The 20,448-nt window shown below is 62.0% G+C and carries 20 protein-coding genes and 1 pseudogene; 7 read left to right on the top strand and 14 right to left on the bottom strand.

The window, feature by feature from the left end:
- Positions 1-5 precede the first annotated feature (5 nt).
- The 9 genes from NE852_RS08730 to NE852_RS08690 all read right to left on the bottom strand — a co-directional run bounded on the left by NE852_RS08730 (position 6) and on the right by NE852_RS08690 (position 10,331).
- Positions 6-1,121, bottom strand: a complete 1,116-nt coding sequence (locus NE852_RS08730; RefSeq protein WP_258156408.1) for an ABC transporter ATP-binding protein — start codon at positions 1,119-1,121, stop codon at positions 6-8.
- A 3-nt stretch (positions 1,122-1,124) separates the two neighbouring features.
- Positions 1,125-2,096, bottom strand: coding sequence for a carbohydrate ABC transporter permease (locus NE852_RS08725; RefSeq protein ID WP_008521178.1), 972 nt, complete (start codon positions 2,094-2,096; stop codon positions 1,125-1,127).
- Complete coding sequence (locus tag NE852_RS08720) at positions 2,093-3,046, bottom strand: carbohydrate ABC transporter permease (RefSeq protein WP_258156407.1); 954 nt, start codon at positions 3,044-3,046, stop codon at positions 2,093-2,095. The genes NE852_RS08725 and NE852_RS08720 overlap by 4 nt, the downstream gene beginning before the upstream one ends.
- 136 nt (positions 3,047-3,182) lie before the next feature.
- Positions 3,183-4,442: an ABC transporter substrate-binding protein gene (locus tag NE852_RS08715; RefSeq protein ID WP_258156406.1), complete on the bottom strand. Its 1,260-nt coding sequence runs from the start codon at positions 4,440-4,442 to the stop codon at positions 3,183-3,185.
- Positions 4,443-4,542: 100 nt separating this feature from the next.
- The gene (locus NE852_RS08710; RefSeq protein ID WP_037170548.1) at positions 4,543-6,051 is read right to left on the bottom strand and encodes an aldehyde dehydrogenase family protein; all 1,509 of its coding nucleotides are present in this window, start codon (positions 6,049-6,051) and stop codon (positions 4,543-4,545) included.
- On the bottom strand, positions 6,051-6,830 hold the full coding sequence (locus NE852_RS08705; protein WP_008521199.1) for an enoyl-CoA hydratase/isomerase family protein: 780 nt from the start codon (positions 6,828-6,830) through the stop codon (positions 6,051-6,053). The genes NE852_RS08710 and NE852_RS08705 overlap by 1 nt, the downstream gene beginning before the upstream one ends.
- Positions 6,823-8,436, bottom strand: a complete 1,614-nt coding sequence (locus tag NE852_RS08700) for an acyl CoA:acetate/3-ketoacid CoA transferase (protein ID WP_258156405.1) — start codon at positions 8,434-8,436, stop codon at positions 6,823-6,825. The genes NE852_RS08705 and NE852_RS08700 overlap by 8 nt, the downstream gene beginning before the upstream one ends.
- Before the next feature lie 29 nt (positions 8,437-8,465).
- On the bottom strand, positions 8,466-9,515 hold the full coding sequence (locus NE852_RS08695; RefSeq protein ID WP_008521201.1) for a LacI family DNA-binding transcriptional regulator: 1,050 nt from the start codon (positions 9,513-9,515) through the stop codon (positions 8,466-8,468).
- Between the two features lie 327 nt (positions 9,516-9,842).
- Positions 9,843-10,331 carry a GAF domain-containing protein gene (locus NE852_RS08690; protein WP_008521203.1) on the bottom strand — a complete coding sequence of 163 codons (489 nt, stop codon included), beginning with the start codon at positions 10,329-10,331 and terminating at the stop codon, positions 9,843-9,845.
- A gap of 110 nt (positions 10,332-10,441) precedes the next feature.
- Between NE852_RS08690 and NE852_RS08685 the strand changes: the two genes are divergently transcribed.
- Together NE852_RS08685 and NE852_RS08680 are read left to right on the top strand one after the other, a co-directional pair.
- Positions 10,442-10,861 (top strand): NUDIX domain-containing protein, encoded by a 420-nt coding sequence (locus NE852_RS08685; protein ID WP_037170549.1) that lies wholly within the window; start codon positions 10,442-10,444, stop codon positions 10,859-10,861.
- Between the two features lie 92 nt (positions 10,862-10,953).
- Positions 10,954-11,577: a carboxymuconolactone decarboxylase family protein gene (locus NE852_RS08680; protein ID WP_258156404.1), complete on the top strand. Its 624-nt coding sequence runs from the start codon at positions 10,954-10,956 to the stop codon at positions 11,575-11,577.
- A gap of 28 nt (positions 11,578-11,605) precedes the next feature.
- Here NE852_RS08680 and NE852_RS08675 read toward each other — a convergent pair whose 3' ends face one another.
- Complete coding sequence (locus NE852_RS08675) at positions 11,606-12,646, bottom strand: alpha/beta hydrolase (RefSeq protein ID WP_008521216.1); 1,041 nt, start codon at positions 12,644-12,646, stop codon at positions 11,606-11,608.
- 212 nt (positions 12,647-12,858) lie between these two features.
- Between NE852_RS08675 and NE852_RS08670 the strand changes: the two genes are divergently transcribed.
- Entirely contained in the window at positions 12,859-13,476 is a 618-nt protein-coding gene (locus NE852_RS08670) for a nucleoside 2-deoxyribosyltransferase (RefSeq protein WP_258156403.1), read from the top strand.
- Here the strand turns inward: NE852_RS08670 and NE852_RS08665 are convergent.
- Positions 13,451-14,338 (bottom strand): LysR family transcriptional regulator, encoded by an 888-nt coding sequence (locus NE852_RS08665; RefSeq protein WP_008521231.1) that lies wholly within the window; start codon positions 14,336-14,338, stop codon positions 13,451-13,453. The genes NE852_RS08670 and NE852_RS08665 overlap by 26 nt on opposite strands.
- A gap of 118 nt (positions 14,339-14,456) precedes the next feature.
- Between NE852_RS08665 and NE852_RS08660 the strand changes: the two genes are divergently transcribed.
- Positions 14,457-15,308 carry an oxidoreductase gene (locus NE852_RS08660; RefSeq protein ID WP_008521233.1) on the top strand — a complete coding sequence of 284 codons (852 nt, stop codon included), beginning with the start codon at positions 14,457-14,459 and terminating at the stop codon, positions 15,306-15,308.
- Between the two features lie 87 nt (positions 15,309-15,395).
- Here NE852_RS08660 and NE852_RS08655 read toward each other — a convergent pair whose 3' ends face one another.
- Positions 15,396-16,391: an alpha/beta fold hydrolase gene (locus tag NE852_RS08655; RefSeq protein ID WP_258156402.1), complete on the bottom strand. Its 996-nt coding sequence runs from the start codon at positions 16,389-16,391 to the stop codon at positions 15,396-15,398.
- A 147-nt stretch (positions 16,392-16,538) separates the two neighbouring features.
- Here NE852_RS08655 and NE852_RS08650 point away from each other — a divergent pair, with 147 nt between their 5' ends.
- From NE852_RS08650 to NE852_RS08640, 3 genes and pseudogenes are all read left to right on the top strand, one after another.
- Complete coding sequence (locus tag NE852_RS08650; RefSeq protein ID WP_164841409.1) at positions 16,539-16,685, top strand: hypothetical protein; 147 nt, start codon at positions 16,539-16,541, stop codon at positions 16,683-16,685.
- A 183-nt stretch (positions 16,686-16,868) separates the two neighbouring features.
- Entirely contained in the window at positions 16,869-17,180 is a 312-nt protein-coding gene (locus NE852_RS08645; RefSeq protein ID WP_008521250.1) for a DUF1883 domain-containing protein, read from the top strand.
- A gap of 249 nt (positions 17,181-17,429) precedes the next feature.
- Positions 17,430-17,546 (top strand): annotated as a pseudogene (locus NE852_RS08640) (VIT family protein); the annotation flags it as partial.
- 56 nt (positions 17,547-17,602) lie between these two features.
- On the opposite strand, the gene NE852_RS08635 reads toward NE852_RS08640, so the two are convergent.
- A complete protein-coding gene (locus NE852_RS08635; RefSeq protein WP_258156401.1) occupies positions 17,603-18,919 on the bottom strand; it encodes a replication-associated recombination protein A in 1,317 nt (438 codons plus the stop codon).
- Positions 18,916-20,319: a DegQ family serine endoprotease gene (locus NE852_RS08630; protein WP_258156400.1), complete on the bottom strand. Its 1,404-nt coding sequence runs from the start codon at positions 20,317-20,319 to the stop codon at positions 18,916-18,918. The genes NE852_RS08635 and NE852_RS08630 overlap by 4 nt, the downstream gene beginning before the upstream one ends.
- Positions 20,320-20,448: the final 129 nt, after the last annotated feature.

Genomic DNA, 20,448 nt, shown 5'->3' with positions numbered 1-20,448 from the left:
TGACCTCACGCGATCCTTGCCTGTGTTTCGGGATCGAAGAAGACGGCCTTGTCGAGATTGAAAGCGAGGCGAGTGTGCTGGCCTGGAGCGATGCCGGCATCGGCGCGCAGGCGGGCGACGACTTCCTTGCCGCCGAGCTTGGTGACGGCGAAGGTGTCGGAGCCGGCCGGTTCGACGACCTCGATCAGGCAGTCGCCTTCGGTGAGCGAGCGGGCATTGCGGTCGGCGCCGTCGGGATCGGTCAGCGCCTCGGGCCGGATGCCGAAGATCACCTGCCGGCCGGCATAGGAGGAGAGGCCGTTGGCGCCTGCCGTAACGGGCAGCGTCAGCGGCGCGGCATTCGGCCGCTCGAGCGAGACGGCAAGGCCGGCTGCGCCGTTCTCGACCGAGGCCTTGACCAGGTTCATCGCCGGTGAGCCCATGAAGTCGGCGACGAACATGTTGGCGGGATTGTTGTAGATCTCGGCCGGCGTGCCGAACTGCTGGACGATGCCATCCTTCATCACGGCGATCTTGGTCGCCAGCGTCATCGCCTCGATCTGGTCGTGGGTGACGTAGACGATGGTCTTGCCGGTCGCCTGATGCAGCCGTTTGATCTCGATGCGCATGTCGACGCGGAGCTTGGCGTCGAGGTTGGATAAGGGTTCGTCGAACAGGAAGAGCTTGGGATCGCGCACGAGCGCCCGGCCCATGGCGACGCGCTGGCGCTGGCCGCCCGACAGCTGGCTCGGCTTGCGGTCAAGCAGATGGCCGATCTGCAGCACCTTGGCGACCTTGTCGATCGCCTGCTTGCGCTCTTCCTGCGGCACGCCGCGCATCTCCATGCCGAAGGCGATGTTGCCCGCCACCGTCATGTTCGGATAGAGCGCATAGGACTGGAACACCATGGCGATGTCGCGCTTGGAAGGATGCAGGCCGTTGACGGCGCGCCCGTCGATCCTGATCTCGCCTGAGGTGATCGTCTCCAGTCCGGCAATGGTGTTGAGCAGGGTCGACTTGCCGCAGCCGGACGGGCCGACCAGCACCAGGAAGCCGCCCTTTTCGAGTTCGAGATCGATGCCCTTGAGGATGTCGACGGCGCCGAAGCGCTTTCTGAGGCCGGAGATTTCCAGGAAAGCCATGGGTTACCCTTTGACTGCGCCCGCCATCAGGCCACGCACGAAGTAGCGGCCGGCGAGGATATAGACGATGAGCGTCGGCACGGCGGCGATCATCGCCGCCGCCATGTTGACATTGTATTCGACCACCCCGGTCGAGGTGTTGACGACATTGTTGAGCGCCACCGTCATCGGCATGGAGTCACCGGTGCCGGCATAGGCCGAGGCAAACAGGAAGTCGTTCCAGATGTTGGTGAACTGGTAGATGACGGTGACGACGATGATCGGCAGCGAGTTCGGCAGCATGATGCGGCGGAAGATCTGGAAGAAACTGGCGCCATCGACCTGGGCGGCCCGGACCAGCTCGGTCGGGAAGGCCTCGTAGAAATTGCGGAAGAACAGCGTCGTGAAGCCCAAGCCATAGACGACATGGACGAAGACCAGATTGACGGTGGAATTGCCGAAGCCGAAACTGAGGCCGGTGGCGTTCTGCAGCGTCACCCCGAAGCGGCCGAGCGAGCCGAGGATGGTCGCCATCGGCAAGAGCACCGACTGGAACGGAATGAAGCAGGCAAACAGCATCAGCCCGAACACCAGCGTATGGCCGGGGAAGCGCCACTTGGTCAGGACATAACCGTTCAGCGCGCCCATGAAGGTGGAGATCGCCACCGCCGGCACCACCATTTTGATCGAGTTCCAGAAGTAGCCCTTGATGCCGGCGCAGGTGAGCCCGACGCAGGCCTCGCCCCAGGCCTTGACCCAGGGATCGAAGGTCGGCGCCTGCGGCAGCGCCAGCATGTTGCCGTTCTGGATCTCGTCCATCGTCTTGAACGAGGTCGTCAGCATGACGAAGAGCGGCATCAGGTAGAGGATGGCGAAGATCACCAGCAGGCCGTAGATGACGATGCGGCCGATCCAGCGGGCGCTGTTGCCGCGCTCGAGAGCTTTGGCCGCCGCTGCCGATGAGGACGTGCCGATCGCAGAGGTGACGCCGCTCATCGGGCCTTCTCCTTCAGTTCGGAATAGAGATAGGGAACGATGATCGCCGAGATCGTCATCAGCATGATGATGGCGCTGGCCGAGCCGACGGCCATCTCGTTGCGCTTGAAGGTGTATTCATACATGAAGTTCGACGGCAGCCAGGCCGAGCCGCCGGGACCGCCCGAGGTCAGCGCCACCACCAGGTCATAGGACTTGATCGCCATATGGGCGAGCACGATGAAGGCCGACAGGAAGATCGGGCGCAACAGCGGGATGATGATGCGGCGATAGAGCTGAAAGGGCGAGGCGCCATCGATCTGCGCCGCCTTCATGATCTCGCCGTCGATGCCGCGCAGACCGGCGAGGAACATCGCCATGACGAAGCCGGAGGCCTGCCAGACACCGGCGATGACGACGGTATAGATGACGAAGTCCTTGTTCTTGATCCAGTCGAAGTGGAAGCTCGTCCAGCCGAAGTGGTGCAGCGTCTGTTCCAGCCCGAGGCCGGGATCGAGGAACCACTTCCAGGCGACCCCGGTGACGATGAAGGAAAGCGCCATCGGATAGAGGAAGATCGGTCTGAGCAACCCCTCGCCGCGGATCTTCTGGTCGAGCAGGATGGCGAGCAGCAGGCCAAGCGCCAGGCAGATGCCGACATAGAGGAAGCCGAAGATCGCCATGTTGGTGATCGAGGTATACCAGGAAGACGGCGGATCGTTCTCGAAGGTCCAGCGCCACAGCCGCTGATAGGCGCGCGCGCCGGTCAGTTCATAGGAGGGAAAGGTCTTGGAATTGGTGAAGGAGAGATAGGCCGTCCAGACGATGAAGCCGTAGACGAAGATCAGCGTGATGACGAAGCTCGGCGCCAGCACGATCTTCGGCAGCGCATCCTGCAGCCGGCTTCTGATCGACATCCCGCCCGCTTGCTCCGGCGTCAGAACCGGATCGGTGGTGGCAACTGTGCTCATCGAATGCATCTCCTCCCTGCATGTCGTCATGGGCTTCTGGCCCGCATGCCGTCCCCGCATGATCGCCCCCACATATCCGTCAGGGGCTGAAGCCTCCCCGCGCAGGACGCGGGGAAGCCGTGTTCATCGGCAGAACTCAGCGGGCGTCGTCGATCGCCTGGACGAGCTGCTTGACAGCTTCGTCGGAGCTCTTGATCTGGCCGTGGACGAACTTCGAGACGACGTCCTTATAGGCATTGGCGATTGCCGGAGGCGCGCCATACCCTTGAGCGAGCGAACCGAACAGCGTGCCGCCCTCGTTGGCCGCCTTCAGATCGGCGATGCCCTTCTTGCCGCAGGCGTCGAAGTCGGTGTCGGGAACGTCGGTGCGGGCCGGGACCGAGCCCTTGACGACGTTGAAGGCCGACTGGAAGCTCTTCGACAGCGTTGCCGTCGCCAGCGCCACCTGGGCGGCCTTGCGGTCGTCGGGAACGTTGAACATGCCGAACATGTCGGAGTTGTAGATCACGCTGCCTTCGGTGCCGGGGAAGCGGTAGCAGAGGAAGTCGGCATCCGGCTTCTTCTTGGCGGCGACGAATTCGCCCTTGGCCCAGTCGCCCATCACCTGCACCAGCGCGTCACCCTTGATGACCATGGCGGTCGCCAGGTTCCAGTCGCGGCCGGAGAAGTTCGGATCGACATATTTGACGATCTTCGCCAGGTTGTCGAAGGACTTCTTCATCGTGTCCGACTTCAGCGACGCCTCGTCGAGATCGTTGAAGGCCTTCTTGTAGAACTCCGGGCCGCCGGTCGACAGCACGATGGAATCGAACATCGTCGCTTCCTGCCAGTTCTGGCCGCCGAGCGCCAGCGGGATGACACCGGCGGCCTTCGCCTTGTCGAGCAGCGCGATCAGGTCGTCGAAGCTCTTCGGCTGCTTGCCGCCGATCTTGTCCATCACGGCCTTGTTGATCCACAGCCAGTTGACCGAGTGCACGTTAACCGGGGCTGCGACCCACTTGCCGTCATAGACGGAGAATTTCTGCAGCGCTGCCGGCACCGACTTGTCCCAGCCTTCCTTCTTGGCCGTCTCCGTCAGATCACCCATGACGCCGGCCTGGGCATAGTCGAGCACGGTATAACCCAGCATCTGCGAGGCTGTCGGATAGGTGCCGGCCGCCACCATCGCCTTCAGCGCCGTCATCGCCGCATCACCGCCGCCGCCGGCAACCGGGACGTCCTTCCAGGCAAAGCCTTCCTTCGACAGATCCTGCTTCAAGACGTTCAAGGCCGCAGCCTCGCCGCCAGACGTCCACCAGTGCAGCATCTGCACTTCCTTCACGTCGGCAGCATGAGCCCCACCCAAACCAGAAACCATCACGACAGCAATCGCCGCCGAGCTTAAAAACCTATTCATCGAAGAACCTCCCAGTTCCCGTTTGAAGGATGCGGAACCCATTCCCGCACCCGATCACCCGCCCTCCTCAGGCGTAGCTTTAATGCCGGTTAGACCGGCTTTACCTCTGCGGCATCCACCAATTGGTGCGCTTGCCGATATGCATGTTCAGCGTCTTGGTCTCCGTATAGTCTTCGACCGCATGGCGACCGAGCTCACGGCCGAGGCCGCTCTGCTTGTAGCCACCGAAGGGAAGTTCCGAGGCGCCGTCCATAAAGGTATTCATCCAGACCGTGCCCGCCCGCACCGACCGGCCGATGGTCAGGCAGGTATCGAAATCGCGGCTCCAGACCCCGGCCGACAGACCGTAGTCGATGGAATTCGCGATCCTGATGGCCTCGGCAGTCGTTTCGAATGTCAGGACCGACAGGACCGGACCGAAGACTTCCTCGCGGGCCACCGCCATGTCAGGCGTGACCGCTTCGAGGATCGTCGGCGACATGAACTGTCCCATGCCGAGATCGAGCCTCTCCCCGCCATGGGCGATATGGGCGCCGCTGCTCCTGGCACCGGCGACATATCCGGATATCTTCTCCAGATGCTGCGGCGTGATGATCGCGCCGACCTGCGTCGAAGGATCAAGCGGGTCGCCGACCTTCACGCTCTTCGACAGTTCGGCAATCCGCTTGACGACATCGGAAGCGATCGATTTGTGCAGGATCAGCCGCGAGCCGGCATTGCAGCATTCGCCGGCATTGAAATATGCGCCGAAGACGGCGGCATCGATGCAGGCATCGAGATCGGCATCCGGGAAGACGATCTGCGGGTTCTTTCCACCCAGCTCCAGCGAGACCTTCTTCAGCGTCTGCGCGGCATTCGACATGGTCAGCTTGCCCACACCGGTCGAGCCGGTGAAGGAGACCATGTCGACGTCGGGATGAGAGGTCATGACCGCGCCGACCTCAGGTCCCGTGCCGGTGACAATGTTGACGACGCCCTCCGGGACGCCCGCTTCCTGCAGGATTTCACCCAGGACGAGCGTCGATCCCGAGGTCAGTTCCGAGGGCTTGACAACGGTCGTGCAGCCTGCGGCCAGAGCGAATGGCAGTTTCTGGCCGACGATCAGGAATGGAAAATTCCAGGGCGTGATGATCGATACCACGCCGATCGCCTCGCGCAGGACGATACCAAGCGTGCCGTCGCCGAGCGTGTTGTAGCTTTCGCCGTGGAGGTCGCGGGCCAGGGCCGCCGCATAGCGCCATATGTCGACAGAGCCTGCAACTTCCCCCCGTACCTGCGCGATCGGCTTTCCTGCCTCGATGGCGTCGAGAAATGCCAGCTCTTCCGCACGTGCCTCTATCAAATCCGCCGCCTTCAAAAGGATGGCGGAACGTTCGGAAGCAGTCATTCGCGGCCACGGCCCGAGATTGAAGGCTTTGCGTGCGGCGGCGATGGCGCGCTCGGCGTCCGTCCTGCTGCCAGTTGGGAACCGGCTGACCACGACGCCGTGGCTCGGCGCGACACGCTCGATCGGATCGGAAACACCGGCCTCCCATTTGCCGTCGATGAGCATCCTGAAATCGCGCGCTCTATGGTCGCTCAGCGCAGTGGGGTTTACGAGAACCGTCATTACCATTCTCCCTTGAATGTTGCCGGGCGCTTCTCGCTGAACGACGCGACGCCCTCTTTCAGATCGCCGGTCTTGGCGGCGAGGATCGAGCCGAGGGCTTCGACCGCGGTTCCATTGTCCTCACCGTTCGCCGACGCGATCATCAACTTAACGATCTCGATGGCGGCCGGTCCCCGCGCGGCAATCCGCTCGGCATATTTCCTGGCGGATGTCAGCGAAGTTCCCGAGGGAACGACCGCGTCGACGATACCGAGCAGGCGCGCCTCCTCGGCGGTGAATATTTCGCCGCCGAGCGCCATACGTCGGACGACCTGCGCACCGAAGCGGCGCACGAGACGCTGGGTTCCGGACCAGCCCGGCACCATGCCGAGGCCGGTCTCCGGTAGGCCGATCTTGATCTGCTCCTCCGCAAGGCGAATGTCGGCAACGCCCGCCAGCTCAAGCCCTCCGCCGAGGGCGTGGCCGTTCAGCGCCGCGACCAGCGGCACTCGCAACGTCGCCAGCCTTTCGAATATGCGATGGCCGTGCCGCACCCAGGCGTGACCGAACTCCTGCGGCAGCATTCCGCCCCAGGCCTTGATGTCGCCTCCGGCGGAAAAGCCCTTCCCTTCACCGGTGAGAACGGCGGCGCGCACATTCGGGTTCGCCTCCACCAAGTCGACTGCGCCGGCCAAGGCTTTCAGCATGTCGAGGTCGAGTGCATTCAGCTTCTCCGGCCGAGAGATCGTCAGCGTCGCGACGTGGCCTTCGATATCGACCTTAACCGTTCCGCTAGCCATTGAAGGTGCCCTCCAATGTCCGAGCCCTCTTTGCTGGAAGCGACAGGCCGATCCCAGCCTCGCGAAAGAGTCCGGCCTCCATGACCTTGAGATCAGGAGCGACGATCAGCGGGAATTCGGACTGGTCGAGGATATGAGCTTGAAGATCGACGCCGGGAGCGATTTCGGTCAGCACGATGCCGCCAAGTGTCAGCTTCATCACGCACCGCTCGGTGACATAGGTGATGTCCTGCCCCTGCTCTATCGCGCGCCGGCCGCTGAAGGTGACATGTTCGACCTCGTTCACCAGCTTCTTCAGCTTGCCTTCCTTTTCGATGAGCAGAGCTCCGTCGGCGATCGACAGCTTCGCGCCGGCATTGAACATGCCTGAGAAGACGATCTTCTTGGCCCGCGCCGTGATGTCGACGAAGCCTCCGGCGCCGGCGGTGACATGCGGCCGGAACGACAGCTTGGAGACATTGACCGAACCGTCCCTACCGATTTCGAGGAAGGACAAGAGCGATGCATCGAAGCCGGCGCCCTGGAAATAGGTGAACTGATAAGGAGACGGCATGTAGGCGTCAGCGTTGGAGGCGCAGCCGAAGGCGAAGTCGAGCAGCGGCACGCCACCGACCGCCCCCTGCTCGATGACCCAGGTGACGGCGCCGTGGAGCCCCTCCTCCAGCAGGATGCGCGGCACGTTGGCCGAGATACCGAAGCCCAGATTTACGCAGCTTCCAGCCTCCAGCTCCTGCGCGACACGGCGCGCGATGACCTTTTGAACATTGAATTCCGGAACGCGGAAGCTATCGAGCGGGCGGAAGATCTCCCCTGATATTGCCGGATCATATCCTGTCTGTGTCGTCTGCTTCTGATCGGGGTCGACGATCACATAATCGACGAGCATTCCCGGCACCCGGACGTCATGCGGCTTCAGCGAGCCTTCCTTGGTGATCCGCTTGACCTGCGCGATGACGACGCCGCCGTTGTTGCGTGCGGCAAGCGCCTGGTCGAGGCCGCCGAGATAGGCGCCTTCATGTTCATAGGTGAGGTTGCCGCGTTCGTCGGCAGTGGTGGCGCGGATGATGGCGACCTGAGGGACGATCGAGGGGAAGAACAGCCAATCATCCCCTTCGAAGCTGACACGCTTGACCACCGGGTCTTCCGACGCCCGTTCGTTCATTGCGCAGCCCTGCCGCCGGGGATCGACGAAGGTGTCGATGCCGACCTTGGTCAGGACGCCCGGCCGCTTTGCGGCGGCTTCGCGATGGATGTCGAACAGGATGCCGGAGGGAATGTTATAGGCCGGGATCTCGTTGTTGGTGATCATCTGCCAGATCAGCGGCGGCTCTGATGAGGACGGACCTGACGGATAGGAACCGCCGATGATACGCTTGAGCAGGCCCTTCCTGGCGATATAGTCGACTCCCTTGATGCCGCTCATGTCGCCGGCCGCGATCGGGTGAAGGGTGGTGATATCGCGAGGATGGCCGGTCGCATCGAAACGCTCGCCGATCGCCTTAAGCATGAGATCGGGACAACCCAGACCGCTCGAAGACGACACCGTGACAACGGCGCCGTCCGGGATCAGCGACGCCGCTTCGGCTGGGGTGAGATGCTTCTTCATGTGCGTCACTCGGAATCCTGTTTCGACTATCACGCTCTGCCGGCCGCCGCCGGCACGGCCTTGCCGGCTCCGCAGCTGTCGCGGACAACCAGCCGAACGGCCGTCGTCACCATTTCCGCCTCGGCCTTGCCGGCATTGATCTGCTTGAGAAGCATCTGTGCGCCCCTGCGCCCGATGCCCTGCGGATCAACGGAGACCGTGGTCAGCGCGGGAACCGCCGCCTGCGCCTCGATGACATCGTCGAAGCCAACGACGGCGAAGTCGGCGCCAGGCTCCAGTCGGCGTGCGCGCAACCCGTCGCAAACACCGAAGGCGACGGCATCGTTAAAGCAGACGGCCGCGGTGGGCTGATTGACAAGAGCAAGTGCCTTTCCGATCGCCTCCACTCCGCCTGCCCGCGAGGGCGCGGACGCAACGACGAGATCTTCGTCGTAACCGAGCCCGGCCGTCTCGATCGCGCTTCGGTAGCCGGCAAGACGATCGTCGAAGACGGCGGTATCGGGAAAGCCGCCGAGAAAGGCAATGCGCTTGTGACCGAGCTCCACCAGGTGTCGAACGGCTGATGCCATGCCGGCACGGTTATCGGAGACGATCGACGAGACCTTGGCCCCCGGCAGGTTTCGCACGACGACCACAACAGGAATTCCTGCCGCCACGAGCGGCTTGAAGTCGGCGGCATCGGTAGCGCGCGCCGGCGAGACGATCAGGCCGGAAATGCCATGCTCGCGCATCGATGCGACAACCTCGCGCTGCCTGTCGATGCTCTCACCGGTGTTCGACAGGAACTGCACGAATCCGGCCGACTGAACGACCATATCGACGCCGACCGCGAGCTCAGCAAAGAAGCTGTTCGTCAGATCGTTCACAACGACGCCGATGATCCTCGACTTGGCGCCGGCCTGCCGGAGATTGGCTGCGCCGCGATTGTAGACGTAGCCAAGCTCCCGCATGACGGCATTGACCTTCGCGCGCGTTGCTTCGTTGACGAGAGACGAGCCTTGAAGCACCAGCGACACTGTCGACTTGGAGACGCCGGCGGCCTTCGCAATGTCGATGACGGTCACTCGCGCCTTTGTCACTTCCCCCTCCTGACGTCATCGTTTCTTGCCTCATCTATTTGGAACGTTCCAATTATGTCAAGAGAAATTTGTGAATTCGCCGAAACAGCGCCAGTTTATTGATCAATTTTTGAAATTCATTCGATCGAAATCCCATCAATTTATTGGAACGTTCTAAGAAGCAGGTGCGACTTGGCTGACGTGGGAAACGATCAACGAATCCCGCTTTCATGGAGCAAACAAACTGAAGGCACGCACGTGACCGGCAGTGCGGCTCGCATCAGGCGAAGTGCGAAACATCCATTCCGTCACCAATGACTATCGTGGCGCGCCGCCCGATTCTGATCGTCAGAATGTCGTCGCCTCGGCAAAAATCTTTGCCAGTCGTTCAATACCCGCTTGGTCATCCGTATCGAAACGGGATGGGATCGGGCTGTCGAGATCGATGACGCCGATGATGTCGCTGCCGTTCCTGACCGGAACCACAAGCTCGGAGCGGGAGGCGGCGTCGCAGGCGATATGGCCCGGAAAAGAGTGAACGTCCTCGACGAGGATCGACGCGCCCTCCTTGACCGCCGTGCCGCAAACTCCACGGCCGACGGGAATACGCACGCAGGCGGGCTTGCCCTGGAAGGGGCCGAGGACGAGTTCGCCGCCTTTCAGGAAATAGAAGCCGGCCCAGTTTAAGTCCGGCATCATCTGAAACATCAGTGCCGAAGCGTTTGCGGCATTTGCGATCATATCGGACTCGCCGGCAAGCAGCGCCTCCAATTGCTGGGCGAGCTGACGATAGAATTCAGCCTTGTCATCACTCTCGATCGCCGCTGCCTGGAACATCGCCTGATCCGCCTTCCACTTCCGATATCGCTGATATAGGCAGGCGCGCCGCCGTTGCCAATCAGCCGAAGACGATTGAATTGGGGCAGCGAATCCGTTCAGATCTGCGCATGACGAAAACGATCCGCATATCTGCCGCCCTCGTGGTGCGCGACGATGGCCATGTGCTTCTGGTGCGCAAGCGCGGCACGCCGGCCTTCATGCAGCCGGGCGGCAAGATCGAGCCGGGTGAGACGGCTGAGGAAGCGCTGATAAGGGAGCTTTTCGAGGAAATCGGGCTCGTTGCGACGATAGCCGAGCTCGAATTTCTCGGGCAATTCGAGGCACCGGCAGCCAACGAGCCGGATCATGTCGTCGTCGCCGATATCTTCCAGCTGCATATCGATGGCCACGCGGTCAGCGCGGTGGCGGAGATCGAAGAAATCCGCTGGGTATCGCCGGCGGAGCCGGGTGACATTCTGATGGCGGCACTGACGGAGCATCATATCCTGCCGCTCAACCGGCAACTGCGGGCTGCGATTGGAGATTAGATAAGTTCGGGCTGCCAGCCTGTGGTCGAGGGCAGATTGATGTCGACGGCAGTCGCTCTAATTCTCCCAGCAGATCAAGGGAGGGTAGCGCCATGGCTTTCATTCACACCCCGAATGCATCCGCCAACGAGAAGACGACGTCGATGTATGCATCGGCGGAGGCAAGCTACGGCTATCTGCCGAATATGTACCGCGCCTTCGGTTACCGACCGGAAGTGATGGAGAATTGGGGAGCGCTGCTTTCGAGCATTCGCAGCCATATGAGCCTCAGGCGCTACGAACTGGTGACGTTGGCGGCGGCCAAAGAGCTGAAATCCTCCTATTGCATGCTGGCGCACGGCTCCGTGCTGCTGCGCGAGGGATTCACCAGCGACGGGCTGACGGCGGTCGTCAACGAAACGGAAAGGGCGCCGATCGACGCCGGCGAACGCGCGATCATGGCCTTTGCCGCGAAGGTGGCGCGCGATGCGACATCGATCACGCAGCAGGATATTGACGGGCTGAAGAAACACGGACTGAGCGATGCCGATATCTTCGACGTCACGGCGGCTGCCGCTGCACGGTCCTTCTTTTCAAAGGTACTGGATGCGCTAGGGGCTGCTCCCGACCACGCTTATGTCGAGCGGCTGGAGCCGAATGTGCGCAAAGCGCTGAGCGTCGGCCGGGAGGTCGAACAGCCCTTGGCATCCTCGCCATCCGGCAACGCACCGCAATGACGCGAGCCTGGCCGCTCAGTCTTCCGTGCTATTCCTTCGGCTTGTCCGCAAAATGCCGGACCGCGAATTCGGCGATGTTCTGGCTCGCCCGATCGGCATCATCGAGTAGCGAGGGAAACAGCTGCCACTGGTGAGGCATGCCAGGCCAGACCTCGGTGGTGACATCCACGCCGGCCTGGCGCGCCTTGTCGGCGAGCCGTAGCGTGTCATCAAGCAGGGCTTCGCCGGAGCCAACCTGCAGCAGCAGTGGCGGAAAGCCTTTCATGTCGGCATAAAGCGGCGACGCCTGGGGATCGGTCGGCGAGCGGCGGCCGAGATAGGCTTTGCGGAGGGTTTCGATCCAGGCCTTATCGACCAACGGATCGCCATCGGCGTTCGACGTCATCGATCCGCCCGTCGCGGCCAGGTCGGTGATGGGGCTGAGCGCCACCACACCCGCCGGCAGCGGCTTTGCCGCCTGCATCTGCCGTAGCACGGTCTCGATCGCGATATTGCCGCCGGCGCCGTCTCCTGCCACGACGACGTTCCCATTGTCATAGCCGTTGTCGAGAAGCCATCGATAGGCTGTCAGCGCATCGTTGATCTGGGCGGGATAACCATATTCCGGCACCAGCCGATAATCGATGAGAAGCACGTCGCTCGATGCGGCCTTGGCGAGCGAGCCGGCAAGCAGGCTGTGGGTGCGGATGGAACCGCTCGAGAACCCGCCGCCATGGATGTAGAGGATCACCCTTTGACCGATCGGGTGATGAAGACGGGCCGGCCACATCAGCTCGGCATTGACGCCGTCCGCATCGATCTGGCGAAGCTGGATGCGCGTCGGCCCAGGCATCGTCTCCATCAGCGCCTTGAAGGCGGTCCGCCGCTGCTGCAGGCTATCGGCCCCGGCAAAATGATCCTTCCAGAGGCCGACGAGTTTTTCGACCTGCTCGCGCGAAGTCTGGCTTTGCGGCCCTAGGTCCTGCCCGACCGCCACCGTTGTCAGCAGCAGTGTTGCGGCCAAGGCGGCGAAGAGATGTACGAACCGCTTAGGGGCTCGAATACCAGCTGGCGAAATCCGACCGTTCATCAACCTCTCCCGACGACCTGGCCACGGCGGCATCTTTGGCCGGTTCGTCTGCCGGAGTCAAAAGGGTGACAGATTGAAGCACGCCGCTTCTCAAAAAATCGGCCGACTGGCGCCGGCACGGCTTGCCATTTGCGATGCTTCCGTCGGAAATGGATTCCGTGCCTGGCTGCCCTTGCCTGGCATTTCGTTTCGCATGTGAGTGAAAGATACCGATGACCACCATCTACCTTGCCGGCCCTGAAGTCTTCCTTCCGGATGCCATGCCCATCATGGCCGAAAAACGCCGCCTGGCGCGCCAGTTCGGTTTCGAACCAACAGGTCCCGGCAGCGATGAAAACCAGACGCCGGTGAAGCGGACGGCTGCAGAGATCTACGCGCGCAACGATACCGCCATGCGTCGTGCCGAGATCTGCCTTGCCAACATCACGCCCTTCCGCGGCGTCAGCGCCGACCCCGGTACGGTCTATGAGATCGGTTTCATGATTGCGCTGGGAAAATCGGTCTTTGCCTATACCAATCACCCCGACGACTACGGCCAGCGCGTTCGCTCGATCTGGTACGCGGGGTGCGAAATCGATGAGACGAGCGGGCGCCCGCGCGGACCGGATGGCATCGCGATCGAAAATCACGGCATGTCCGACAATCTGATGATCGACGGCGGGATCGAGGCGACGGGAGGCAAGGTGTTCCGTGCGGCAGCGCTCCCGGCGGATCCCGCCCGCGACCTGGCAGTTTATTTTGAAGCGCTTCAGACAATCGCCGGCATGCGTGCTGAGGGTGGCACTGGTTCCCTGACTGTCAACCCTACACCGCGCGCATCGCCTCGATGACCGCCCTGAAGCCCGCCGACATATGGCGGCGGCTCGGATAGTAGAGATAGAGCGGTTCTTCCGGCTGGCACCAGTCGTCCAGCACCTGGATCAGGTCGCCGCCGGCAATCGCCTTCTCCGCGCGCGGTTCCCAGATATAGGCAAGGCCGGCGCCGCTAAGCGCTGCCTGCAGCATCAGCTCGTGATCGTCGAGCGACAGCGGTCCCGCCGGCTGAAAACTCACCGTCTGACCATCCTTCTCGAATTCCCAGGCATAACGCGCGCCTGACGGAAACATATTCTGGATGCAGAGGTGGCGCTTGAGTTCGTGCGGCGTTTCCGGCTTCGGGCGGGTCTCGAAATAGGCGGGAGAACCGACGACGACCAGGCGCATACGCGGCTTGATGCGCAACGCGATCATGCCTTCGGTAACGCGCTCGCCGAAGCGGATGCCGGCATCGAAGCCCTCTTCGACGATATCGACCAGCCTGTCCGTGGCGTTGATTTCCAGCTGCAGGTTGGGATTTCTCTTGAGCAGCGGACCGATGACATGGCCGATGACGAAGGGGCCGATCGAATTCGGCACATTGATCCTCACCTTGCCGAAGGGTGTGTCGCGGTAGCGGTTCAGCGCGTCGAGCGCGGCTGTCATCTCACCGAAGGCCGGATCGAGATGCGAGATCAGGAGTTCACCGGCCTCGGTCAACGAAACGCTGCGCGTGGTGCGGTTGAGCAGGCGGATACCGATCCGATCTTCGAGATTGAGCACGGCATGGCTGACCGCGGAAGCCGTGACGCCGCGCTCTTCGCCTGCCTTGCGGAAGCTCTTATGCCGCGCGACGGCGGCAAAGGCCGCGAGTTCGGATAGTTCGGTGGCGCGCATTGCTGAATTTCACTCATCATAGTTTCAATAATAACAAATCTTATACATCAGCGGATTTTCGATCAAATTCAACCCGTCAGCACAGAGATGCGACGCCAACGCTCGAAAGGAATTCGTCATGAAAGTCTGGTTCATCACTGGTGCATCCCGCGGCTTCGGCGCGCTGATGACCAAAGAGGCCCTTGCCTCAGGCGATGCCGTCATTGCCACCGCCCGCAACCCGAAGACCATCACCGAGCAGTTCAGCGATCATCCTAACCTGCTGGTGGTTGCCCTCGACGTCACCGACGAGGCGCAGGCGAAGGAAGCTGCCGCCGCCGGTATCGCCCGCTTCGGCCGCATCGACGTTCTCGCCAACAATGCCGGCTATGGCCTGCTCGGCGCCGTCGAAGAAGCCACGGTCGAGGAAATCGAAAAGCTCTACGCCACGAACGTCTTCGGTCTCCTGAAGGTGACACGCGCCGTTCTGCCCTATATGCGCCGCCAGCGTTCCGGCCACGTCCTGAACTTCTCCTCCATCGGCGGTTACTTCGGCTATCCCGGCTGGGGCGTCTACGGCTCGACGAAATTCGCCGTCGAGGGCCTGTCCGAATCGATGGCCGCCGAACTCGAACCCTTCGGCATCAAGGTAACGATCGTCGAGCCCGGCTTCTTCCGCACCGATTTTCTCGCCGACACGTCTCTGGCAGTAAGCCCGGCCTCCATTCCCGATTACGAGGGCACCCCAGCCGGCAACATGCGCATTTTCGCCGCCGATGCCAATCATGCCCAGCCCGGCAACCCCGCCAAGCTTGCAGCCGGCATCATGACGATGGTCAATTCGGCAAACCCGCCGCTGCGCATGCCGTTCGGCAGCGATACGGTGGCGAAGATCGAAGAGCAGCATGCGAGCGTCGAAAAGGAGCTAGCCGTCTGGCGCGAGCTTGCTCTCTCAACCGACTTCCCCAGCGATGGAACGGCTGCGGCCTAAGGCCCCAAGACCCATGCGGCCGCATCGGCAAAATCGGCGCGGCGGCAGAGGAAAGAAAAGCGGCCGGGAAAAGCCCGGCCGCATCTTCTATTTTCCGACCTGCTCCGCCCAGTTCGGCGCTTTGCCGCCGCCATCGAGAAAAGTCATCGCCATAGTCGCCATCAGCGGCGAGGCGAAGGTCTCGTAGTGGGTGAGATCGGGCAGGATCGCCAGCCGGTTCTTCGACATGTTTTCCCGCATCCAGCCCGCATCGCGCAGACCACCGCCGAGCTTGTGATAAAAGTCGATCATATGCTCGGGACGGATCATGTCAGCATCACCGTACATCAGCATGACAGGCATGGTGAGCTTCGCGACCGCATCGCCATAGTCGTTGGGTTCACGCATCAATGCCCCCATGGCGTCGAGCAGCTTCGGGAACTCGGAGACATCGGGCGCAACCGCCTTGTAGGAGAGGAACATCGGCGTGTCCTTCATCATCTCGGCCATGCCAGCGCCGACGGCCGCCTGCTGCGGCAGCATCTCTGGGAAGAAACCGTCCTGTGCATAGGGGGCCGAGAGTATCACCAGCCGGCGCACAAGGTCGGGCGCATTCGCCGCCATGTTCAGCGCCACTCCGCCGCCGAAGGAATAGCCGAAGACATCAACCTTCTCGTAGCCGAGTTGCTTCACCAGGACCGCGAGATCGGCGCCGATCGCCGGGAGCTCGATCGGGCGCTTGCCGAGGGACGTGCGGCCATGGCCCTGAAGATCGACGGCGATCACCTGCCGGTGATCCGTGAAAATAGGCATGACGGGCGTAAACATCTCAATCTGACCAAGACCACCGTGCAGCAGAAGCAAAGGTTCGCCCTCGCCGCGGATCTCGTAATAATAATCAATGCCGTTGACGGGCATCCTTCCCGTACGGACGATCGGCGCGATGGCCTTGCTGTCCTCGACAACAGGCGTAGCGCCGCCGGCGCCCGCCAGATCCGGCGCAGCCAGGAATGCGGCAGCCGTTGCGATCATCGAAATCAGTGTCATCTGCGACATGTCCTTGCTCCGTGTTGGCCTCGATACCGCAAGGACGGCGGTGATCATTTCTTTCCGACACCGCGCGACGAAATTTCTCCGATCGGCCTTTATGCCATACCTATGTTTTCGCCCTTCGCCCCGAATGGATTTCCTATCGCAGCCGGCAGTAGACTCCCGCCATCATTGCAAAGGTCAAATGCCATGCGACATGTCATGTCCTCCGCTTTCCACCCGCTTCGCCCGCACAGGATCACGCGCAGCAGCCGGCAAGTGCGCGAGAAGCGAACCGCCCGGGCGCTGATCGTCTTCGGCGTCGTGCTTGCCTGCGTCGAGCTTTACATCGTCTACTCCGCGCTCTGAGGTCTCTGTTGGAAACGGCAAAGTCGAACTCGCCCTCTTTGCGCGGCAATATGCGTATCCGCCAATTCTTGCCGTTCTCACGCGGCGCGAGAACGGCGTCTGAGGCGGAGGGACCATTTCCAACTTTTCATTAACTGACATGCTGGTAATCTCGTCGTAGACATTTCAGACTCCGCGAGACCGATGCCGAAACCGAACTTCCGCTTCACCCATTACGATCTCAAGGAACAACGCGCCGGGACGATCATCGAGGTGTCGTTGAATGCGGTGAACAATGTTCGTCTGATGACCGCGCCGAATTTTCAGCGCTTCACCGAGGTTCTCGACTTCAAATATATCGGCGGCGTAGCGCGCAAATCGCCGATCAAGCTCGCCGTCCCTGAAAGCGGCCACTGGCATGTCGTCGTCGACATGGAAGGTCATCACGGGCTCGCGGAATCCGCCGTCAAGGTGATCGCGGCGCCCGCAAATCAGAAGGCGCAGCGGCCCTCCTGAGCTTTGCAGCACCGCACATCTTTCGGACCCGCAAGGGCAGACGCAAACGTGCTCTGCCGAAAACCGTTGATCACGAAACGCCCAACCGTTCCGATCTTTGATCGCGATCAATGAATCAAACCGCGAGGTCGGTCACAATTCTCCGGTCGCGAAGCTTACCCCGTGCCAGCTGCAAGTGGGCTCCCATTCACGCTCTGATCGCGGAGTGACGAACAGCAGACTCCGATCTTCATCCCCTGGGGGCGGCCCATGACTTCGAGCCCGATCGATCGTATCACCGATATCATCGATCCCGGCGACGCACTCGGCGAAGTCCTGTTCGGATTGATCATGGCGCTGACATTGACGGTAGGTTCGAGGCTTGTTCTGCGGTCGCCCTTGGTGGTTGAGGCTCCGTTCGCCGACTAGACAGGCACAACGCGTCAGCGGGAATTGCGCTCCTTGCGAAGCTTCGCCCACCATTCCAGCCGCTTGCGGATATCGCGCTCGAAGCCGCGCTCCGGCGGATCATAGAAGGTCTGTCGGCCCATCTTCTCCGGGAAATAATCCTGGCCGGAAAAGGCGTCCGGCTCGTCGTGATCGTAGCGATAGCCTTCGCCGTATCCCTCGCCTTTCATCAGTTTCGTCGGCGCATTGAGGATATGTTTCGGCGGCAGCAGCGAGCCGTTCTGCTTTGCGGCTTGGCTCGCGGCCTTGAAGGCGGTGTAGACGGCATTCGATTTCGGCGCTGTGGCGAGATAGACGCAGGCTTGCGCCAGCGCCAGTTCGCCCTCCGGCGAGCCGAGATACTCGTAGGCATCCTTGGCTGCGTTGCAGATCACCAGAGCCTGCGGGTCGGCAAGGCCGATATCCTCCACCGCCATGCGGACCAGCCGCCGACCGAGATAGAGCGGATCCTCGCCGGCATCGAACATGCGGGCGAGATAATAGAGCGCGGCATCGGGGTCCGAGCCGCGCACGGATTTATGCAGCGCCGAGATCAGATTGTAGTGGCCGTCCTGCGCCTTGTCGTAGACCGGCGCGCGACGCTGGACGATGCGCGTCAGGCCTTCGGTATCGAAACTCTCGCCCTCGCGCGCCGCACGCCAGACCTCCTCGGCAAGCGTCAGCACGGCACGGCCGTCGCCGTCGGCCATGCGGATCAGGCTGATACGCGCCTCTTCCACCAGCGGCAGCGGCTTCTGCTCGATCGCTTCGGCCCGCTTCAGCAGCTCCTCGAGGCTCTCCTCGTCATGCGACTTGAACGTCAGGACCCGGGCGCGCGACAAGAGCGCGGCGTTGAGCTCGAAGGACGGGTTTTCGGTGGTGGCGCCGACGAGGATGACGGTGCCGTCCTCCATGACAGGCAGGAAGCTGTCCTGCTGTGCGCGGTTGAAACGATGGATCTCATCGACGAAAAGCAGCGTCTGGCGGCCGTCCATGCGGCGCATGCGGGCTGCCTCGAATACCTTCTTGAGATCGGCGACGCCGGAAAATATCGCTGATATCTGCTCGAAGGCCAGTCCCGCCTCGCCAGAAAGCAGCCGTGCCACCGTCGTCTTTCCGGTGCCCGGCGGCCCCCAGAAGATCATCGAGCCGAGCGAACCGCTCTCGATCATCCTCTTCAGCACGCCATCCTCACCGGTCAGATGTTCCTGACCGGTGACATCGGCGAGCGTCTTCGGCCGCAGCCGGTCGGCAAGCGGCCGCCTGGCGGCAACCTCCTCCGGAATACGCGGCGCGAAGAGATCATTGCTCATCGGAAGAACTGCCTGATCCGCTGGCCGTCGCGCTCGATCTCCACCCGCCAGAGGCCGGGATCGCTATCGGCGATCTCGGACAGCTCGCTGGTTGACTTCACTTCCGTGCCGTTGATCGAGACGATGATATCCTTGGGCTCGAAGCCGAGACGGGCGGCCGGAGAATCCTCCTTGACATCAGAAACGACGACGCCAGCCGATTCCGCCGGCATACGCAGCTCGTCGGCGACACGCGGCGAGAGATTCTCCACGACCGCACCGGTAAACGGCGTGTGCCCACCAATCGTACGCTGGTCGCGCGGCGAGGTTTCCGGCGCACGGGCAAGCGCCAGCGACAGCTGCTGCTCGCGACCGTTCTCGATAACGGTAAGGTTGACCGATTTGCCGAGGCCAGCCGTCGTCAGGCGATACAACAATGCATCGGGATGCTCGACGGAGATCCCATTGACAGCGGTGACGATCTGGCCAGCTTTCAGTCCGGCTTTCGCCGCTGGCCCGCCGTCGGAAACCTTGACCACCAGCGCGCCGCGCACCTTGTTGAGCCCAAGGGCTTCGGCGACTTCCGACGTCACGGCATCGAAACTCGCGCCGACATAGGGCCGCTCGAAGGATTTGACGCCGGCATCGGCGGAAGCGAGAAATACCTTGACCAGATTGGCGGGGATGGCGAAGCCGATACCGTTCGAGCCGCCGCCGCGCGAGAAGATCGCGGTGTTGATACCGATCAGCTCGCCCTTCATGTTCATCAGCGCGCCCCCGGAATTGCCGGGATTGATCGAGGCGTCGGTCTGGATGAAGAAGCCGAACTCGTTCTTGACCACCTGGTTACGGGCAAGCGCCGAAACGATACCGCTCGTCACCGTCTGTCCGACGCCAAAGGGATTGCCAATCGCCAGGACGAGATCGCCCACCTCGACGGTATCGGAATTGCCGATCGGCAGTGTCGGGAAGCTTTCCTTGGTATCGATCTTCAATACGGCGAGATCGACACGGTCGTCGCGCAGCACCACCTTGCAGGGGAATTCGCGGCCATCCGACAGCGCCACCTTGATATCGTCGGCGCCTTCGACGACGTGATTGTTGGTCACGACAGTGCCATTCGCCTCGACGATCACACCGGAACCGAGCGAGGACTGCTTTTCCGAGCGGTTCGGCATCTGCTGGCCGAAGAACTGCTCGAAGAAGGGATCGCCGGCAAAGGGCGACTGGCGCTGGATGATCTTTTCCGCATAGACGTTGACGACGGCGCCTGAGGTCTGCTTGACCAATGGCGCGAAGGAGAGCTGCATTTGCATCTGGCTCTCCGGCACGGTCTTTGCCGTCTGCGCAACGGCCGCGGCCGGCAGAGCGAGCATGAGTGCGAACAGCGGGATGGAGGCGCGCTTGATCAGGCCTTGCATAGGTATCCTTTTTGAATCCTCTTGAGCAACGTTGTAGCGCCCGACGCTAGAAAGGAAAGAGGGCGGAAGCATGGAAGAACACGGCGAGGGAATGTCTTGAAGTCGCTGTGGATTTGATTCAGGAAGATT

The sequence above is a fragment of the Rhizobium sp. Pop5 genome (assembly GCF_024721175.1).
GTDB lineage: Bacteria > Pseudomonadota > Alphaproteobacteria > Rhizobiales > Rhizobiaceae > Rhizobium.
Note: the sequence above shows the minus strand (reverse complement) of the source record. Positions and strands in the feature narration are given on the sequence as shown.

Bases quoted from the DNA above. Each gene is read 5' to 3' on its own strand.
- NE852_RS08660 (WP_008521233.1), top strand. From the start codon at position 14,457: ATGAAAGTCTGGTTCATCACTGGTGCATCCCGCGGCTTCGGCGCGCTG.
- NE852_RS08705 (WP_008521199.1), bottom strand. From the start codon at position 6,830: ATGGCTAGCGGAACGGTTAAGGTCGATATCGAAGGCCACGTCGCGACG.
- NE852_RS08665 (WP_008521231.1), bottom strand. From the start codon at position 14,338: ATGCGCGCCACCGAACTATCCGAACTCGCGGCCTTTGCCGCCGTCGCG.
- NE852_RS08710 (WP_037170548.1), bottom strand. From the start codon at position 6,051: ATGACGGTTCTCGTAAACCCCACTGCGCTGAGCGACCATAGAGCGCGC.
- NE852_RS08725 (WP_008521178.1), bottom strand. From the start codon at position 2,096: ATGAGCGGCGTCACCTCTGCGATCGGCACGTCCTCATCGGCAGCGGCG.
- NE852_RS08675 (WP_008521216.1), bottom strand. From the start codon at position 12,646: ATGAACGGTCGGATTTCGCCAGCTGGTATTCGAGCCCCTAAGCGGTTC.
- NE852_RS08655 (WP_258156402.1), bottom strand. From the start codon at position 16,391: ATGATCACCGCCGTCCTTGCGGTATCGAGGCCAACACGGAGCAAGGAC.
- NE852_RS08730 (WP_258156408.1), bottom strand. From the start codon at position 1,121: ATGGCTTTCCTGGAAATCTCCGGCCTCAGAAAGCGCTTCGGCGCCGTC.
- NE852_RS08720 (WP_258156407.1), bottom strand. From the start codon at position 3,046: ATGAGCACAGTTGCCACCACCGATCCGGTTCTGACGCCGGAGCAAGCG.
- NE852_RS08700 (WP_258156405.1), bottom strand. From the start codon at position 8,436: ATGAAGAAGCATCTCACCCCAGCCGAAGCGGCGTCGCTGATCCCGGAC.
- NE852_RS08650 (WP_164841409.1), top strand. From the start codon at position 16,539: ATGTCCTCCGCTTTCCACCCGCTTCGCCCGCACAGGATCACGCGCAGC.
- NE852_RS08670 (WP_258156403.1), top strand. From the start codon at position 12,859: ATGACCACCATCTACCTTGCCGGCCCTGAAGTCTTCCTTCCGGATGCC.
- NE852_RS08630 (WP_258156400.1), bottom strand. From the start codon at position 20,319: ATGCAAGGCCTGATCAAGCGCGCCTCCATCCCGCTGTTCGCACTCATG.
- NE852_RS08645 (WP_008521250.1), top strand. From the start codon at position 16,869: ATGCCGAAACCGAACTTCCGCTTCACCCATTACGATCTCAAGGAACAA.
- NE852_RS08690 (WP_008521203.1), bottom strand. From the start codon at position 10,331: ATGTTCCAGGCAGCGGCGATCGAGAGTGATGACAAGGCTGAATTCTAT.
- NE852_RS08635 (WP_258156401.1), bottom strand. From the start codon at position 18,919: ATGAGCAATGATCTCTTCGCGCCGCGTATTCCGGAGGAGGTTGCCGCC.
- NE852_RS08715 (WP_258156406.1), bottom strand. From the start codon at position 4,442: ATGAATAGGTTTTTAAGCTCGGCGGCGATTGCTGTCGTGATGGTTTCT.
- NE852_RS08680 (WP_258156404.1), top strand. From the start codon at position 10,954: ATGGCTTTCATTCACACCCCGAATGCATCCGCCAACGAGAAGACGACG.
- NE852_RS08685 (WP_037170549.1), top strand. From the start codon at position 10,442: ATGACGAAAACGATCCGCATATCTGCCGCCCTCGTGGTGCGCGACGAT.